Source organism: Clostridium sp. Cult1 (assembly GCF_021655095.1).
Classification (GTDB): domain Bacteria; phylum Bacillota; class Clostridia; order Tissierellales; family Tepidimicrobiaceae; genus Schnuerera.
Genome location: NZ_PPXW01000001.1, coordinates 2345170 through 2363052, shown reverse-complemented (window position 1 = coordinate 2363052; position 17883 = coordinate 2345170). Strand labels below are relative to the sequence as shown.

Below are 17883 nucleotides of genomic sequence, written 5' to 3'. Positions count from 1 at the left end.
AAATCTACAATAAATAAGATATAAACTTTCATCTAATTTTACGACCTTAGACAAAAAAATGTAATATTTTCATTTACGACAACTTATATCCTTTTTTTCATGTATAATAGATATATATATCTATACATAAAATTTAAGGAGGGATTCTAATGGAAAATTTACGTTTAGATGATTTTACAAAGTATAAGTTTTTATCTGGAATTCAATATTCTCCTAATGGGAAAAACTTAGCTTTTCTCCTCCATCAAATGGATGTAGAGAAAAATAAATATTTATCCAATATATACATCTATAATATGGAAAAAGGCCAACCTTTTAAATTAACTGCTGGAAATGAAGAAAATAGTTTCCTATTCAAAGATGAAGATACCATACTCTTCCCTGCCCTAAGAGATGAAAAAGATAAATCCCGTAAAGAAAACGGAGAAGATTTAACCTGTTATTATGAAATATCCCTACTAGGTGGAGAAGCCAACAAAGTCTTGGAAATTCCCTTAAATGTAAATAAAATAGAAATATTAGACGAAAATAGCTTCATCCTTACAGCATTATATGACCATAACAAATTAAAACTAGAAGGATTATCTAAAGAAGAAAAGGAAGATGAAAAAGATTATCAGGTCATTGATGAGATCCCTTTTTGGTCCAATGGACAAGGATTTACTAATAAAAAAAGGAATCGATTATATATTTATAATTTAGAAGAAAATGAAATCACTCCAATTACTGATGAATTCACTGATGTTGAAAGTTTTAAATTAAATCAAGATAAGTCTAGAGCGATTATCATTGCCAATTCCTTTATAGATAAAATGCATATTAGATCAGATTTATATATTTACCATATAAAAGAAAATACTTTAGAAAAAATAACTCATGATGATCCTTTCTCCTATTCCTATGCAGATTTTCTAGAAGATAAAATCATATTTACAGGATCCCATATGACCAACTATGGCGTAAATGAAAATAATCATATTTACATTATGGATGACAAAGGAAATGCAAAGGTTATCTCTCCTAAAGGTTTTGATTATAGCCTATGGAACTCAGTAGGTGCAGATATTAGATATGGAAGTAGTACTACAATGAAAGTAGATGGAGAATACCTTTATTTTATTACTACTGAATACAATAGTTCCTACATAAATAGGATTGACCAAAAAGGAAATATTGAGAAATTGACAATAGAAAAAGGTTCTGTTGATGGATTTGATGTATTAAATGGAAAGATCATTTTTATAGGATTAAGAGAGCTTAAACTCCAAGAACTATATGAGGTAGACAGCTACAAAGAAATACAGTTAACCAACTATAATCAGTGGGTAATAGATGAAAAAAAATTATCTATTCCTGAAAGGTTAACCTTTGAAACAGAAGAAGGGGTCACTATTGAAGGTTGGGTATTAAAGCCTGTGGATTTTGATGAAAATAAAAAGTATCCAGGGATTTTGGATATTCATGGAGGTCCTAAAACTGTCTATGGTGAAGTATTCTTCCATGAAATGCAATATTGGGCTAATGAAGGCTATGTAGTATTTTTCTGTAATCCAAGAGGTAGCGATGGTAGAGGAGATGAGTTTGCTGATATAAGGGATAAGTACGGTACTATAGACTATAAAGATATAATGAAATTTACTGATATAGTATTGGAAAACTATCCTTTCATAGATGAAGATAGATTAGGGGTTACTGGAGGTTCCTATGGAGGATTTATGACTAATTGGATAATAGGTCATACCAACAGATTTAAAGCAGCTGCCTCCCAAAGAAGTATATCTAACTGGGTTTCAAAATTTGGTACCACAGATATTGGATACTTTTTTGTCGATGACCAACAAGGAGCCACTCCTTGGGAAGATGTGGACAAATTATGGTTCCATTCCCCATTAAAATATGCTCATAAAGTAATGACTCCTACCCTATTCATCCATTCAGAAGAAGATTATCGCTGTTGGATGGCTGAAGCAATACAGATGTTCACCGCATTAAAATACCATGGTGTAGAATCAAGGCTTTGCCTATTTAAAGGAGAAAATCATGAATTAAGCAGATCTGGTAAACCAAAACATAGGCTTAGAAGACTGAAAGAAATTACAGGCTGGTTTGATAGGTATTTAAAATAATAGAGGGGCCCCACCCCTCTATTTTACCTTCACGTATCACAGGCAGTATAGAAATTAATTAAATCTATACCAACCTTTTTCTCCTCCTCAGACAATTCTTCAGAGTTTATTATCATATCTAAATCTACAAATATATTTTCACCATCTCTATCATAAACCCTCATATCGTGTAAACCTACAGCAATTTCTTCAGTTTTTTCTGGAACCTGTGCCAAAGCTTTTATAAATTTTATTTTATCCCTTAAATAGTTATTTGCAATACTCTCCACGAATTTATAGTACTCTTCTCCTAGAAATTCATCTATTAAATTAATTAAAATAATTAAATCTTCTTCATCTTCAAATTGTTGAAATGATAACCACTCTAATATTTCTAATACACTACCTTCTCCATAAAAATACTCTAATCTATTTAAATCTAACTGAGATAATAGTTTTAAGAACTCTTCTCCATTATTCAGATCTTTATTATTATAGATTATATCCATTACCTGCTCTTCCTTAGTAGGTTCATATTTTATAGATAATTTTTCTTCTCCTGCTTCATTAATCTTCTTATATCCAATATTGTTATCCTCATCCCAATATTCAGGCCAATAGTCTACATATTCATCTGCCTCTAATAAAGGCTCTACAGTTCCACTGTTTATATAGTAAATGGCTAAATCTATAGTTCCCTTTAATTCCCCTTTTATAGCTCTCTTTTTATTATTCTCTACTCCAAGTAATAATTTAGTTGAATCAGGAGACCAAACTATATTCCCTATAGTGGGAATGCTTATTATATCTTCAAGGTCTTTCAAAGATATTAAATAGGTAATTTTTATAATTCCAGTACCTTCATTTACTATAAAGTATCTGCCATCCTTAGACCAATCTATGCCATAAAACTCTCCAATGATTCCTTCTATATTCTTCACTTTTCCATCTTTAGAATTAGCAACTTTTAATCTATTTTCTCCCTCTTTTGGTTTCTCAATATAAACAGTGTAGTCTCCAAATTCTTTATGCTCTATTATATTATCTCTTCCCTCTATATCAGCATCCATTGAATTATTTGGATATATTGAAAATACCAAAGCACCTAGCAATAGTCCTACCACCAATAATCCTATCCAACCCCTCATAGAATTTCCTCCCAATCTCTCTATTATCATAATTAAATTGATTAAGAATAATAATATTTGTAGATGTATTTATTATATATTATAATATTGTATTATACCAATAGATACTAAAATAATTAATTTTAATAGGGCGGGATTAATATTGAATATTAAGGATAAATTAAAGAAATATGAGAATAAGAAATGGTACCATTTCTTAGATGAACTGATTTGTGGAATTAGAGAGGATGAGGTAACTGCCGTAGGAGCACAGCTTACCTATTATTTAATATTATCCATTTTCCCTTTTTTGATCTTTTTTCTAAATATACTTAGATATACTTCTATTACTCAGGAAAATGTATTGGATAATCTATTGATTATGTTACCTTTAGAAACTCAAACTTTTCTTAAAAATATAGTAAAAGAAATAGTTATCTCTAGCTCCGATACCCTTTTATCACTGGGAATTATATTGACTCTTTGGTCTGGTTCCTTAGGGATTACCGCCATAATTAGAGCCATTAACAAGGCCTACAATGTAAAGAAAAAAAGGCCTTATTGGAGATTAAAAGGTCTAGCAATTATTTTTACCATAGCTTTAGCTCTTTTAGTAATAATAGTATTGGCTATGTTGGTCTTTGGTGAGATTATAGGGAATAACCTTTTTGCCTTAATAGGTGCTGCTAATTTGTTTTTCCACTTATGGGAGCTGCTAAGGATTATAATTCCCTTTGTATCTATGATAATCATATTTGCCCTACTATATAAACTAAGTCCTACTCCAGAAGAAGGCCTTAAGTTAAAGCTTAGTCATACCCTACCAGGAGCAGTCTTTACTACTACCGGATGGATAATAGCCTCTATGGTCTTCTCCTATTATGTAAATAATTTTGGAAAATATTCCAGAACCTATGGCAGCCTTGGAGGAATAATAGTACTGTTAATCTGGCTTTATATAACCAGTATAATGATAGTATTAGGAGGCGAAATCAATGGAGCCTATGCTGCTATTATGAAAAATACAGGAGTAGAAGATTGTAATGATGAAAATAAAAAGTAAATCCATACATAAATAGTTTGTAATCAACTAAAGATAAGATAGGTATAATATAAATACGAAAGTTAATAAGGTGATAATGGAAATGAACTATGAATCTAATAATAATATTGTCTATTTTTTATCTAATAGATGTTCTCAAACAATAGGCGGAGTACAAACTATAATTCGATTAATAGAAGAAGCTATGCCTAAACAAAAATTTGTAGAAATCCCCTTAGTCCATAATAAAAAGGATATAAAATTAGATAAATTATCTAATGTAGAAACCTATAGTATAGCTTCAAGTAAGAGCGAAAAATTAAAACGATATATAAATATATTTGATCCAAATAATAAACAGATTCAGGAGGAAATTATAGAACCAAATTCAAAAATAGTAGTCTTTGGTGTACAGAAACTGATATTTCTATCTAAAACGGATTTACAAAAAAATGAAATAATAATATTCCAATCTAATAGGCCAGATATTACATTTGGTACTATAGATAGTAATAAGATTCCTTTTATCCTAGAAGATAGAATAAAATATATTGATAAATTCTTATTTTACACAGAAGAAGATAGAAAAGAAATAATAAAGATACTAGAAAACTCAAAAGTTGAATATAATTTCAAATCATATATAGTCCCTAATCCATCCAAAACATCTAGGATCCAAATATGTAAATATACTAATAATTTAATGTACATGGGTAGATTTGATATAATACAAAAAAATATTAAGGAATATGTAAAACTGGCAGATAGAATATATCCCAAATATCAGATAAATGCCTATGGAGATGGAATTAGCAAAGTTTTGTTAGAGCTTTCAAAAGTAAATGTAAAAGGAGTTATTAAAGATATAAGTGAAGTAGCATACGATAACAGCATATTATTATTGTTATCAAATTATGAAGGTTTTGGAAATGTCATAGTAGAAGCCTATTCCGTGGGTATGCCTGTCATCGTTTATGATTCCTATCCAGCAGCCAAGTCTATCGTAGTCCCTGGTGCTGGGAAGTTGATTCCATATGGAGATATAGAAGGAGTAGAAAGGGCTATTGAGGAAATATTAAAAGATGAAGATACTTTCAAATCTTATTCCGATAAAGCCTTCCAAGAATCGAAAAAGTATGTTAAGGAAGACATAGTAAAAAAATATATTGAGGTTATATGGGATGATTTATATAATCATTATAATAAAGGCTATCCATTATAATTTCAGCAAAAACAATGGTTTCTATTACATCTCCCTTGTTAATCCTTAATTTCTCATTTATTAGGTATTAATTTTTAGAATTACTAAAAAATAAGGTTATAGCAAATCCCTTAGTATTTGCTATAACCTTAAATTAGTAATCTTAGCTTGCTACTTAAACTTAACCGCTGTTCCATAAGCAATAACTTCAGCAGCCCCTTGCATAATTGCAGCTGAAGAATAACGAATATTTACTACTGCATCTGCTCCTAAACTTTCAGCTTCCTCTACCATTCTTTTAGTAGCCAATGCTCTGGCATCATTCATCATTTCATTATATGCCTTTAATTCTCCTCCAACAATAGTCTTAAATCCTTGGGTTATGTCTCTTCCTATATTTTTACTCTGAATGGTACTTCCTTTAACTAACCCAAGCATTTCAAGGTCCTTGCCAGATATATAATCAGTATTTACTAAGATCATCCTCTTCCCCACTCCTTATCTCCTTTATTCTTTCAATTAATACAAACATACTAACGCCTATTAGGAATAATGGAATTAATAGTCCAATTAACTTCACCCCAAAAGGTGCATTAATACAAGACCAACCCCATATGAAAAATGATAGATATATTATTAATAGAATTGTAATTATTATAGGTGCTATCATCTTTTTAGCTTTCAAATAATCTATCTCCCTACCAATATAATAGTAAAACCCTTTAATTATATTATATCATTATTAGTATATGATTTGGTAGTGAATATATATTATAAAAATAACTTAATTATCCCCTAGAATCACCATAGATAATCTCCATACCCTTCCTTTTCCATATCCTCTTTTTTAATAAACCTTAATGCAGCACTGTTAATACAATATCTCAATCCACCTTTATCCTTTGGTCCATCGGGAAAAACATGACCTAGATGAGAGTCCCCATATTTACTTCTAACTTCTGTCCTTATCATACCATGGCTAGTGTCTAGTTTTTCCTTTACATTTTCTTCATCTATAGGTTTAGTAAAACTAGGCCATCCACAACCTGCATCATATTTATCCTTTGAGCTGAATAGTGGTTCTCCAGTAACTATATCCACATAGATTCCTTCCTCTTCATGATCCCAATAATCATTTTGAAAAGGCCTTTCCGTTCCATTTTCTTGAGTTACCTTATATTGAATTGGGTTTAATTTTTGTTTTAATTCTTCTTTATTAGGTTTTTTATATTTTGACATAGAATCACCTCGTAAGTTTTGTATATATAGTATACCCAAATTACCTTATTATCCAATGATTTTCCATGCCTATTTCTTTTAAAATTAATTTGATAGCTGGCTCTTCTGTAGCTTTATATATACTGGTAAAATCTGAATCGGAAGCTTCTACTTTTATTACTTTGGATAGGAATGCCTTAAAATCCATCCATTCTCTGGAATTCTCATCTATTTCTTTCAAACCCTCTATGCTCTGAAATAAATTCCTTTTGCTCATATAGTAAAATCTCATATTTTCATCTTCCACCCTATTTAAGGCCTTATCGAATTCCCTATTATAGATATCAACAAATATTATATCTGGATTTACATAGCCTTCTCCTATAAATTCATAATATTCTCTTCCCTTATTGAAATCTCCTTTTAACATATGATATCGACCTTTTGCCCAAATTAACCCTTCATTTAAATCTTCATCTGGTATTAAATCGAATACCTTATCCCCTATTTCTATAAATTTTTCTTTATCTTCCACGGCTATAGATTTACATAAGCTTTCCAGTATGTTCTTATCCTTGGTTAAATCATATAGTCTAAAAGAATACTTTGCAGCTTTATCAGGGTCTATTGTATTCTTTTTCCACCCTTTAGTGTAAAGTTTTGAAAGATAGGTTAAGGCTTCTAGATTATTTTCATCATTATCTATTTGTGCTTCATAATAATCTACAGCTTCTTCATACTTTTTTTGGAGAATTAAGTTTTCACCTTCTGTTAACTCCCTATTTCTAACCTTTATAATAGTTACATCATCATAAAAGGAAATTAAAGGCAAAGAGCTACTAATTAAAGTACTATTTTTATCATAGGCATTAATTGTAACCGGTACATTACTACCAGGATAGAAGGCTCCTAAAATTCCTTGAGGATTTATTATCATATCCTCTCCATCATAGAATACTGTACCAGGTACTGAGTTTAATATGTCTAGGTTTAGAGTAGCATTGTCTTCTTTAATATTGTATTCTCCATCTTTGTCAGGAATTGAAAAAACTACATTACTTCCTTCCATCTTAAGGGGATCTTCAAAACTTGTGGCTTTAATTGTATAGTACTCTGCTCCTTCTACCTTTTCCCAAGTAAGAGTAAATTCCTTATTTTTTAGTATATATTCTCCTTTTGGATTTACCATTTCCATTGGTGATGCAAATTGAAAATCATATACTATATCCCCATGCAGTTCAAAGCTCCTCCTAATATCATCCATATATACCATACTATAGGCTAAAGGCTTACTAATTCCTATACCTATTTCATAAGTACCTTCTTTAAAACCTACAGTTTCAAACTCTCCATTAAAATCAGTTATTGCTACAAAATTCATCCAATTGCTAGAGTAAGTGCCTGATTCCAATATATCCCTTAAATAAATTTGAGCGAAGGGTATTGGTTTCCCATTATAAGTAGCCTTTCCCTTTATTTTATAATCTCCTTTATACTTTATAATATCCTTCATCCACAAACTCCGATCGTTTATCTTCAAATTTCCAAATAAATTGTCCTTTTCCCTATCTAGACGAGATCTTTCATCTGCTAATTCATATAATTCATTAGCCTTCTCATAGTCCTCTAAAGCAAAATATATATGACCTTTAAGGTAATAGAGTTCTATATCCCCACTGCCTTTATTCAAATAATTATTTACAATATCCAGCCCCTTATCATATTCTCCATCTGCAAAATAATAGAAAGCTCTATATAGATCACTAATATATACTAACTCTTTATTAGAGGATGTCTTCCCCATATCCAGCAATTCATAAGCCTTATCTAATTCCCCTAATCCAGTATAGATATCCAACAACTTTTTATATACTTGATTATAATATTGGCTATTTTTATATTTATTCAATATCTTCTCATAATATCCAATAACCCTATCAACATCTTTCATAGTTGATGGTGAATAGCCACCACCCCTACTACCCATTAGTATATCGTAGGTATCTATAGAGGGTAATATTAAATTGGCTAAGTTATATAAGGCTTCATCCTTTTTTAAAAATGAAAAAGTGTTCAAGTATATATGGTAAAGTTTTATTGCCTTTTCCCTATCCTTATAACTTATGTTTTCTGCTAATATCAACATGGCTGAAGGCAAAATATATCCAAAAATAATAATAAAAGATATTATTATTATAATAACAGTCTTAACTTTAACTCTAATCTTTCTCATGAAAATTCACATCCTTTATATACCCCACAATAACCTTAGAAGAGCCTATATTGATAATTTTGCTTTCTTCAATTTGTAAGTCCATATTTTTAATTGGCATTATATTTAAAATAATTATTATAACTAGAGTTCTTTTTCTCCTTATCTAAATTTTTTCAGATATTCAGCTACAGACCTATTCATATCCAAAGCAAATTTAGACATGTATTTCCGATTGGAAAATTTATTAATATAATCATTGATATCTTTATCTTCTAAATTGGATTTCTTATTTCTTGTATAATGCATTTTCCTATGCTCTTCTTTACTTAATCTATGATATTTGTTTTCTGAAACAATATACTCTCTTTCAAAACGAATAGGTTTTTTCCTTTTCTTTTGGGAATCTGTAGGATAGCCATATACTACCATGGCTATAGGTAGAACATAATCTGGTAATTCTAATAATTCCCTTACAGTCTCACAATTTTCAAGAATATCACCAATATAGCAGGAACCTACACCTAAAGACTTTGCTGCTACTACGGTGTTTTGGGCAGCTACTACTGCATCTACACAAGCTAGAAGGATATCCCCTTCCCCAGGTTTTCTTGGATTACAGTTTTCATAAGAGAAAGAATCATACCATCTTTGATAGTCTGCAAGAAATACAAATACCATAGGTGCCTTTGCAATAAAGGGTTGGTTATCGCAAGTCACAGATAATTTTTCTTTTAATTCCTCGTCAGTAATATCTATGATGCTATATAGCATCATGCAACCAGCAGAAGGAGCTTCAAAAGCTGCGTTTAATATTTCTTGTTTTACTTCATCTGGAATTTTTCTATCTTCATAAACCCTTACTGATTTCCTGTCTTTAATCTGTCTTAATACTTGATTCATATTGTTACCTCCCGTTTCGTGTTATTGCAATACATAGTATATTGTATATTTCTACACCTAGGCAAAAAAAACCTTTAAAATTTATAATTATTATAAATAATGTGGGTTTATATTTAATTTGGGTATATTTTCGTATATAGGATTGTTCTTAATTTATATCCTGGGGAGGGTTGTCTTATGTTTAAGAACGATTTAATTGATAAGAAAATACAAGCTTTATTCGAAGCACATAATGATTCTATAGATGAGACAAAAGATGAAGACATACTTCTTTATTCAGAACTAAGACATTTTGCCGAAGAACATGGAGGGCTTCTATACTTCTTCAATGATAAAACTTATTTAATTATTAATTTTATTGGTGAAGAAGAACTTTTAGTCATACCTGTAGGATATAGCTTGTAGTGTAAATAAAGGGCTGAGGATAATTCCTCAGCTTATATTAATATATCTATATTTCCTCCAACATTAGGATTTACTGATTGTTCCATGCTTTTAGTAGTTGTTTCTAGCATTTTTGATAAATCTTCACCTTGAATTCTCATAGAGTCCATAGCCATTTTCATGACAGATACTCCAACCTGTTGATGGAGTTTGGATTGATGCATAGCTATTGATAAGGAAGGTATGTCCATTTGTATCAGCTCCTTTGGTAAATTGTAATTTCTACTCTGCTGATATGGTTAATTAAATCTTCATATTTATACCCTTTGTCCCTGACTTTGTGTCTTTTCTATTTAACTAAGGTTTCATTTTACTCTATTTTCATATTATTCAATGAGTATTTGATAAAAATTCTACTGATATATCAGAGTACATATTTGTTTTAAAGCCATCTCTACAAATACCATTTCCATAGCTATTAGATGTATTCCATGCAGTTGTCTAGTATTACCCACCTATCCTTTATAAATACTTCATCCCAACTATTTCACCTAACAACTCTCTTTCATTGATTTTCAATTTTTCCATAGGTATTATAATTTCTTTAGCTAATATTTTCTTTTTGTTTAGCAATTCATTTAATTTTACTTCCACAGTAATACCGTGTTCACTAATACATATTGGATAGTATACTTTTACATCCTTCTTTTGTCCTACTCTATGAACTCTATCAGTAGCTTGGCTTTCTACTGCTGGGTTCCATTCTCTAGTGTAGTGGATTACATGATTGGCCCCTACTATATTTAGTCCCACCCCTGCAGCTCTCGGTGAAAGAATCATAGTATTAAAGCCAGGTTTTTTTTCAAAATCTTCAATTATATCTAGCCTATTTTTAGTTACTTCTCCATTAATAATTGGACTCCAAATCCCTAACTTATCGTATATAGTCTGCACTAGAATTTCTTGCATATCTTTGTATTTAGTAAATATTACAGCCTTTTCTCCCTTTTCTTTTATCCTTTCCAATATCCTTAAAGTTTCTGCTAACTTATTGCACTCTTCAATTAATGTATTCGAATCTATATTTATATTCCCTATAACTAATCTGGGATGGCTACATATTTGTATAAGTTCTTGGAGATAAGCAAGGGCCATCCCTCCTACACTTTCACTTTTTATTTTGTTTATTGTATCCATATACATATTTTCCTGAATACTACTAAATCTACAGGTTATAACTTTTTCAGCTTTCTTCGGAAGATTTTCTAGCTTTTCCTCTTTAGTTCTCCTCAACAATATAGGCTCTATTCGGGAAATAAGTTGCTGTTTTTTTAAGCTAATAATATTTGGATTATCGATGTTTTTTTCTATGGGAATTTGAAACTCTTCTCTAAAATTACTATAACTACCTAATAAACCAGGTTGAACAAAATCTACAATAGACCACAGTTCACTAAGATTATTTTCTACAGGCGTTCCTGTAATTGCTATTACATGATTGGATTTCATAGCTTTTACAGCAGAAGAGGATAAAGTTGTAGCGTTTTTTATCTTCTGTGCTTCATCTACAGCTAATACTTTCCAGTGGATTTTCCCTAATATTATTTGATCCCTTATTAGAGTTTCATAGGAAGTTATAACTATATCGTATTGACTAATAAAATCACTATTTTTAACCCTATCTGATCCTTTATGAATATAAATGGAATCCATATTATAAGTAAATTTATTAATTTCCCTGCACCAATTATCTGTTAATGCAGCTGGTACTACGATTAAAGAGGGCCTTAACTCATCTATTTCCTTTAAATATGCCATGTAAGCAATTAATTGTAAGGTTTTACCTAGTCCCATATCATCAGCTAGTAATCCCCCTAGTTTTTCTTCCTTTAAAAGCCTTAGCCATTTATAACCTTCCTGCTGATATACAAACAAGCTAGCATTTAAATATTTAGGTTTTTCATATGTTAATAAATCTTTATCCCCATACCTTTCTTTTAAATTTATATAACCTCTATTGTATTCTAAAGTTATAATATTATCGAAAATATCCAATATATAATTAACACTTTTAATATCTATCTTTTTCCCTCTATCTTTTAATTTTTCATCTGCTTTCAAAAATTTAAATCCTGATTTATAATCTATCCTTATCCATTTATTGTTGTAGTAAATATAGTTTTCATCCTTTTCAGAAGCTTCTTCTACTAATCGTTGAAATTCATCTATGCTTATACTACCCTCATCATTTTCCATTTGTTCATCTATTGTACTAGACCTAATATTTACTCCCGTATCAAAATCAAACCAACCAGTACTTTCTCCCTCTTTACAATAGATAAAAGGAATAGCCCTATAGGTTCTTATTTTCAATCCTTTTACCCTATCACTAAATTCTTCTAAATCTATAGAATCAGGTAGAAATTCATAAGGATTATCTATAAGTTTAGGTACATTGCTTCCAACAATATTTTTTTGCATTTTTATTTTATTATAATCTGTAAAGATGGTTTCATCAAAAAACAACCTTTTCCTTTTAATCCCTTGAGATATAGAAGTTATAGGATTTAAATCCTTACCTTCTACTAATTTTTTATTTAGTTCTTCATTTAAATCTTTAAAATAAGGGATTAGTTCAATATATTCTTCACTATGCTTTTTTAAATCTACATTTAATTCCTCTGGAAAATAACATTCCTCGTTTAAAATATAATCATCCATTTCAGCTTTAGCTTTTATTGCTTTCTTCTTAACTTTAGCCAAGAATAAACCTTGCTCTTCTACATTCCCTGTTGCACAATTATCTATTTCATCTAATAGTTCCAATTGTTCCTTAGATAATAGAAATTTTCTGTCCTCGAAAAATATTATATTTTCTATTCTCTCATAAAACCCATCTAATATTCCGTGTTCTAAATTACTAATAATATAATCTATCTTAAAGTTTTCATTACCTAAAAAACTTCTAGCCCTAAGTGAGATCTTTATATTTTTTTCATAAGGAAGGTCTAATTCTTTTAGAATTTCTTTTTCTATATTATATAAATTTATATATTTTAAAATATAGCTAAAGCCTTCTTTATACAATAGTTCCTCTAACCATAGTTCTTCTAATAATAGAACTTTTTCTCTATCTTTAGAGGTTAAAAAAAGGTTCAACATTTCCTTGTTTTTGTATATAGGTAGTACCAAAGAATCTTCCTTTTTCCCCTTTTTGTATATTATGTCATATACTATGCCTTTTGTAGAAAACCTAGATTCTAACTTTATTTTTTCCCTTCTAAAGAGCATGATTTTTCAACTCCCAAATCAGTTTAGTAGTCCTATATTGCCAATTCTCTCTGTGTATAATCCTAGATAATGCAGAGCCTTGATTCTTATAATAGCCATCGTCTTCCATTCTATTATTTGAAACCTTACCATCATAATTAATTAGATAATAAGGTTTAGAATAAATATATGCAGCATTTCCAATATATCTAAATTCGATGACTACAAATTTATCAAAATCTAAAAACAACTGTCTATCATTTACTCCTAATAGTTTGGCATCTAAATCTTTAATATATCTAAACCAAAACTCGTATCTTTCATCTCCTTGGAAAAACTCGATAAGTTTCTTATTAGCATACCAGATATTATATCTATCCTTAGCATCTTCTGAAACCTTGTCCCATAGATATTTATGAGAATTATTTAATGGAGTATCATAGGTTAAATATATATAATTCAATATTTCATCTTGGAATTCTTCTATCTCTAATTTCAATAGATAATTGTCTAAAAATTTTGCTAATAAATCTAATTCATAAACTTTAATAATATCCAATATTTTATCTACTTCATTATTTAAATAGTCCTTTCCTCGACAAACGGTCAAAAAGTATCTCCAACAATCCTTATATAATCCCCTGTTAGATTTAAATCCACAAAACCCTAAATAGGAATCCAGTTTTCTATTGAGTTTGAAATAATCTTCAATAATAATTTCTAAAATATAATCTTCTTCTAACCATTTCAGTAGAATTGGAACTGCATTGGCGCTTATTCCTAAAAGTTCATGAGAATTCTCGACTTTATTGATGTATTGGATAAAGTATTGGTTAAACTCTTTATTACTATAATGATTTTGAAAAGCATTGAAAAATAAAATTAAATTATTTTTCTTGAATCTTGTATTAATTATTTCATTGATTTTCCAAAGCTCTATATTATAACGATTTTCTGGCATATATAGGATTAAACTTTGTAATTCTTTTGGTTTTAATTTATACGAATAGATTTTTAATTGGTTTTTATCTAACTGCCTAATTTCTTCGATCAATTTTTCTAAATCCCTAATGTTAAAATCCCTATTAGTAAACCCTTCTAAAAGCTCTAGATGTTTGCTTTTAATCTCCTCTCTTATTTCAATTATCTTTTTAGGTATATATTTATAATTTTTAAGCATCTCCATCTTCCAACATTTCCTTCATTTTATAAATCATTTCCTCATCTTTTAACCTGAATTTAAACTCTACTCTTCTAGAGCTTTCATCTATTATATTCCCTTCAGAATCTCTAATAGGATTACTAAAGGAACGGCCATTGGCAGTTAATATAGACTGTAAATCCTCTTTATTTCCTAATCCTTGAAATTCTTCACTTAATATGAATTTTGCCACTTCAAAAGCCCTCTTTTGAGATAATTCCAAATTATACATATATGATCCTTGATCATCTGTATGCCCTTCAATTATAATTTCCGATATATATTCTTTATTTTTCGGATTTAATAACACCTTTATATATTGAGGAATAAATTCCATTAAATAATCCTTCCCAGTATCTTTAATGATATAAGCGTTATAATCAAAGAGTACTCCTTCACTAAAGGTTATAGAGCCTGTTTCAGGGTCGATATCTATTTCTAATTGAGAATCTCTAAATTCTTCTCTTAGTTCAGCTACTATCATTTGTCTTATACCTATTATTTTATCCACCTCATCTTCTTTTTCTATTAATAATTCTTTCTGACGGCTTAATTGTAAGATGGATAAAATTAAAAGCAAAATAAATATCATAAGTAAGCTGGACATCATATCGGAAAAGGACATCCAATATTCTAGTGGACTTTCATCTATATAGTTTTCCTTAGATTTATTTTTAAGTATCATGAGACAACCTCTTTTCTTTCAGCTACTATTGATTTATGAATTGAATTATATAGATTATTTACCTCCTCTAGAGCTTCGGATAACTGCAATGTATGACTTTGAAGTTCATTGTACATTATAGTCATAACGGAAGGTAATTCTTCCACTGTATCTTGGATTTCCAAGATAGTGCTACTTAATCGACTTGAAATCTCGGATAAATTATCATCAAAAATATTAAATGTAGTTTCTAAACCATCTTTAAGATTATTTGAAAAATTTGAAGTAGACTCATTCAATGCTATAGTAATTGATTCTAGATTATGCCAAGTTCTCTCTAAATCTTCTTTTAATAATTGTACACTGTTTCCTACTTTAGCATAGGATTTTATAGATTTTTTCTGAATTCGATTGACTTCTGCTGTAGTTTTAGCATTTGAGGTAGATATTTCTTGTAAAGCAATGGTAGTATCCTTTATTGTATCCATTTTACTTCCTAGTTCTTGATTAATTTTAGAGATTTGATCGAATAATTGATTAAATTTAAGTATAATAGCTTCTGAATTGGAATTTAATTCTGAATAATTTAGACTGCTTTCTTTTATTTTTTCTATCAAAGATTCTAAACTAACTTTAGTTTCTTTATGCCATTCTGTAAATTCCTTAATGGTATTTTCCAATTCATTAAAGGAAATACTTACAGTTTCATTTAATTGCTTGTTGAAATTGTTTATCATTGTATTTAAGGTAGCTATTTGATTATCTGTACTGCTATTGGCAAAGTTTTCAAAAGCATGGTTTATATGATTAATATTTGGAACTATACTTTCATTGATAACCTGAGTCATGGAACTTTCGATACCTGGAATAAGACTGCTATCTACCAACTCTATCAAATTTAAAGATATATCTGTAGCCAGATGTTTTATTGCCTCTGTAGATTCTCTTTGCAGCTCAAATATTTCATTTAAATAATATTCACTAGTAAATACCCTAAATTTTTCATTAAAAGCTAGATAGAATTTATCTAAATATTGAACATAGGTTTTATATTTACTTCTATCTAGATATGACCATATCATAGACATTACTATCCCAACTATAGAAGATATAAAAGCTAAAGACATACCATCTGTTAAATTTTTTATACTTTCCTCAATTAATTCTGGATTGTCCAATGTTAATTTACTAATACCGCCTTGGAGACCTATAAAGGTTCCTAATATTCCTAAGGCAGTTAAGATACCTGGTACAATTTGGGCTATTTGTCTTCTTCCAGGCTCATCTATTACATTATATCTATTAAAAAAAGAAGATATGTCAGGTACCATACTTTGAACCGTATTATTCCTTGCATAGTTAATATATCTACTCCAGATATTTTCTATATAACTATTACCGTTAAACAGGTTCTTTTCCTTTACTTGCTTTAAATTAGTAAGGTCTCTTCCAGATACTTCGTCCCTGTGTATAATGAAATATCTCAAGGATTTTATATTTTTTGAAACTTTATTATGACATATGTAAAAAGAAACTGCAGCAAGAATTACTATAATAACAGAAAAGAAATCAGTAAAATTGATTATATTCTCAATAATTTTTACTATGAAATTTATTATATTCCCCGTTAAACTCAATCCCATCTCTCCCTTATTTTTATACCTATTTATATAGAATTCGACATGAATTTATGAAATCCTCTTTTTTATAAAGCTTATTAAATTTTTTTACTTTTCACTTTGAAAAGTTTGAAAAATACAATTTTGTAATGTTAATAAGAGCTAAGGAATTATCCTCAGCTCTATTTAAAATAAATATATTTATTCTCTAAACTTCTCCATACATGCTTTCGTAATATTTAGTATAATTGCCACAAACAATATTTTCAATCCAATCCGTATTATTTAAATACCACCCTATAGTTTATTTTGTTCCTTCATCAAAAGTATATGAAGGCTTCCATCCAAGCTCTGTTGTAATTTTGGTGAAAATATGAATCTTTTATAAGATCAATAATCTCATCTGCTGTCCTTTCATCATATGTATAGCTTGTTAGATTACGACTTTTTATCATTTCCATCCATATTTCTACATCCTCTATAAGCCCTAATGCAAAGGCTTTTTTTGTAGCATCTCTTGAACCATATATGCCTATACTACCCCTATGCTCAAGAAAATCTTTTAAAGTCTTCCATGCTAATTCATAAGTATATTAAAAGGTTTGTATAACTCCTTGTTTCTTAAGTATGGATAATTCCCTTTTTCCCATCAATTCCACTGCATTATTAAGTTGCCATAATGCCTTTTTATAATTATCGAACCTTTGAATCTAACGGATATTCTCCCCCACAGAAATACCCCTCCTTTTCCTTTGGGAATTTCATTATCTGTTTATATTTATTATATCTTATTATTTCATGTTTTAGAGTAAAATCATAAGGAAATGTTTTTTGCATTTTTGCTCACCTATAAAACTTGTTTTATAAAAATTAAATTCCTCTCCATTTCTCTTAACTTTTCATTGATTAGACTAATTATATCCTTAGTCATGGAATT

Annotated in this window: 16 protein-coding genes; 4 read left to right on the top strand and 12 right to left on the bottom strand. The window is 29.5% G+C overall.

What is annotated here, in order from left to right:
• The first annotated feature begins 149 nt into the window (after nucleotides 1-149).
• Entirely contained in the window at nucleotides 150-2126 is a 1977-nt protein-coding gene (locus tag C3E89_RS11795) for a S9 family peptidase (protein ID WP_236913139.1), read from the top strand.
• 29 nt (nucleotides 2127-2155) lie between these two features.
• On the opposite strand, the gene C3E89_RS11790 is transcribed toward C3E89_RS11795, so the two are convergent.
• Nucleotides 2156-3253, bottom strand: coding sequence for a hypothetical protein (locus C3E89_RS11790; protein WP_236913138.1), 1098 nt, complete (start codon nucleotides 3251-3253; stop codon nucleotides 2156-2158).
• A gap of 142 nt (nucleotides 3254-3395) precedes the next feature.
• Here C3E89_RS11790 and C3E89_RS11785 point away from each other — a divergent pair, with 142 nt between their 5' ends.
• Nucleotides 3396-4295 (top strand): YihY/virulence factor BrkB family protein, encoded by a 900-nt coding sequence (locus tag C3E89_RS11785; RefSeq protein ID WP_236913137.1) that lies wholly within the window; start codon nucleotides 3396-3398, stop codon nucleotides 4293-4295.
• An 82-nt stretch (nucleotides 4296-4377) separates the two neighbouring features.
• Nucleotides 4378-5496, top strand: coding sequence for a glycosyltransferase (locus C3E89_RS11780; protein WP_236913136.1), 1119 nt, complete (start codon nucleotides 4378-4380; stop codon nucleotides 5494-5496).
• Between the two features lie 150 nt (nucleotides 5497-5646).
• On the opposite strand, the gene C3E89_RS11775 is transcribed toward C3E89_RS11780, so the two are convergent.
• The 5 genes from C3E89_RS11775 to C3E89_RS11755 all read right to left on the bottom strand — a co-directional run bounded on the left by C3E89_RS11775 (nucleotide 5647) and on the right by C3E89_RS11755 (nucleotide 9808).
• Nucleotides 5647-5958, bottom strand: a complete 312-nt coding sequence (locus tag C3E89_RS11775; protein ID WP_236913135.1) for a YbjQ family protein — start codon at nucleotides 5956-5958, stop codon at nucleotides 5647-5649.
• On the bottom strand, nucleotides 5939-6160 hold the full coding sequence (locus C3E89_RS11770) for a hypothetical protein (protein ID WP_236913134.1): 222 nt from the start codon (nucleotides 6158-6160) through the stop codon (nucleotides 5939-5941). The genes C3E89_RS11775 and C3E89_RS11770 overlap by 20 nt, the downstream gene beginning before the upstream one ends.
• A 116-nt stretch (nucleotides 6161-6276) precedes the next feature.
• Nucleotides 6277-6714 (bottom strand): peptide-methionine (R)-S-oxide reductase MsrB, encoded by a 438-nt coding sequence (msrB, locus tag C3E89_RS11765; RefSeq protein WP_236913133.1) that lies wholly within the window; start codon nucleotides 6712-6714, stop codon nucleotides 6277-6279.
• A gap of 40 nt (nucleotides 6715-6754) precedes the next feature.
• Entirely contained in the window at nucleotides 6755-8926 is a 2172-nt protein-coding gene (locus tag C3E89_RS11760; RefSeq protein ID WP_236913132.1) for a tetratricopeptide repeat protein, read from the bottom strand.
• A 141-nt stretch (nucleotides 8927-9067) separates the two neighbouring features.
• Nucleotides 9068-9808: a nitroreductase family protein gene (locus tag C3E89_RS11755; protein ID WP_236913131.1), complete on the bottom strand. Its 741-nt coding sequence runs from the start codon at nucleotides 9806-9808 to the stop codon at nucleotides 9068-9070.
• Nucleotides 9809-9985: 177 nt separating this feature from the next.
• Between C3E89_RS11755 and C3E89_RS11750 the strand changes: the two genes are divergently transcribed.
• Nucleotides 9986-10213 carry a hypothetical protein gene (locus C3E89_RS11750; RefSeq protein ID WP_236913130.1) on the top strand — a complete coding sequence of 76 codons (228 nt, stop codon included), beginning with the start codon at nucleotides 9986-9988 and terminating at the stop codon, nucleotides 10211-10213.
• A gap of 32 nt (nucleotides 10214-10245) precedes the next feature.
• Here C3E89_RS11750 and C3E89_RS11745 read toward each other — a convergent pair whose 3' ends face one another.
• From C3E89_RS11745 to C3E89_RS13560, 6 genes are all read right to left on the bottom strand, one after another.
• A complete protein-coding gene (locus C3E89_RS11745) occupies nucleotides 10246-10443 on the bottom strand; it encodes a YjfB family protein (protein WP_236913129.1) in 198 nt (65 codons plus the stop codon).
• A gap of 271 nt (nucleotides 10444-10714) precedes the next feature.
• Nucleotides 10715-13483: a DEAD/DEAH box helicase gene (locus C3E89_RS11740; protein WP_236913128.1), complete on the bottom strand. Its 2769-nt coding sequence runs from the start codon at nucleotides 13481-13483 to the stop codon at nucleotides 10715-10717.
• Complete coding sequence (locus C3E89_RS11735; protein ID WP_236913127.1) at nucleotides 13473-14642, bottom strand: hypothetical protein; 1170 nt, start codon at nucleotides 14640-14642, stop codon at nucleotides 13473-13475. The genes C3E89_RS11740 and C3E89_RS11735 overlap by 11 nt, the downstream gene beginning before the upstream one ends.
• Nucleotides 14635-15348, bottom strand: coding sequence for an OmpA family protein (locus tag C3E89_RS11730; RefSeq protein WP_236913126.1), 714 nt, complete (start codon nucleotides 15346-15348; stop codon nucleotides 14635-14637). Before C3E89_RS11730 ends, C3E89_RS11735 begins: the two co-directional genes overlap by 8 nt.
• Entirely contained in the window at nucleotides 15345-16964 is a 1620-nt protein-coding gene (locus tag C3E89_RS11725; protein WP_236913125.1) for a hypothetical protein, read from the bottom strand. The genes C3E89_RS11730 and C3E89_RS11725 overlap by 4 nt, the downstream gene beginning before the upstream one ends.
• Nucleotides 16965-17266: 302 nt before the next feature.
• Complete coding sequence (locus C3E89_RS13560; protein ID WP_442870620.1) at nucleotides 17267-17482, bottom strand: nucleotidyltransferase substrate binding protein; 216 nt, start codon at nucleotides 17480-17482, stop codon at nucleotides 17267-17269.
• Between the last annotated feature and the right edge of the window lie 401 nt (nucleotides 17483-17883).

Bases quoted from the DNA above. Each gene is read 5' to 3' on its own strand.
- C3E89_RS11730 (WP_236913126.1), bottom strand. From the start codon at position 15,348: ATGATACTTAAAAATAAATCTAAGGAAAACTATATAGATGAAAGTCCA.
- C3E89_RS11750 (WP_236913130.1), top strand. From the start codon at position 9,986: ATGTTTAAGAACGATTTAATTGATAAGAAAATACAAGCTTTATTCGAA.
- C3E89_RS11790 (WP_236913138.1), bottom strand. From the start codon at position 3,253: ATGAGGGGTTGGATAGGATTATTGGTGGTAGGACTATTGCTAGGTGCT.
- C3E89_RS11740 (WP_236913128.1), bottom strand. From the start codon at position 13,483: ATGCTCTTTAGAAGGGAAAAAATAAAGTTAGAATCTAGGTTTTCTACA.
- C3E89_RS11735 (WP_236913127.1), bottom strand. From the start codon at position 14,642: ATGCTTAAAAATTATAAATATATACCTAAAAAGATAATTGAAATAAGA.
- C3E89_RS11745 (WP_236913129.1), bottom strand. From the start codon at position 10,443: ATGGACATACCTTCCTTATCAATAGCTATGCATCAATCCAAACTCCAT.
- C3E89_RS11795 (WP_236913139.1), top strand. From the start codon at position 150: ATGGAAAATTTACGTTTAGATGATTTTACAAAGTATAAGTTTTTATCT.
- msrB (WP_236913133.1), bottom strand. From the start codon at position 6,714: ATGTCAAAATATAAAAAACCTAATAAAGAAGAATTAAAACAAAAATTA.
- C3E89_RS11775 (WP_236913135.1), bottom strand. From the start codon at position 5,958: ATGATCTTAGTAAATACTGATTATATATCTGGCAAGGACCTTGAAATG.
- C3E89_RS11780 (WP_236913136.1), top strand. From the start codon at position 4,378: ATGAACTATGAATCTAATAATAATATTGTCTATTTTTTATCTAATAGA.
- C3E89_RS11755 (WP_236913131.1), bottom strand. From the start codon at position 9,808: ATGAATCAAGTATTAAGACAGATTAAAGACAGGAAATCAGTAAGGGTT.
- C3E89_RS11760 (WP_236913132.1), bottom strand. From the start codon at position 8,926: ATGAGAAAGATTAGAGTTAAAGTTAAGACTGTTATTATAATAATAATA.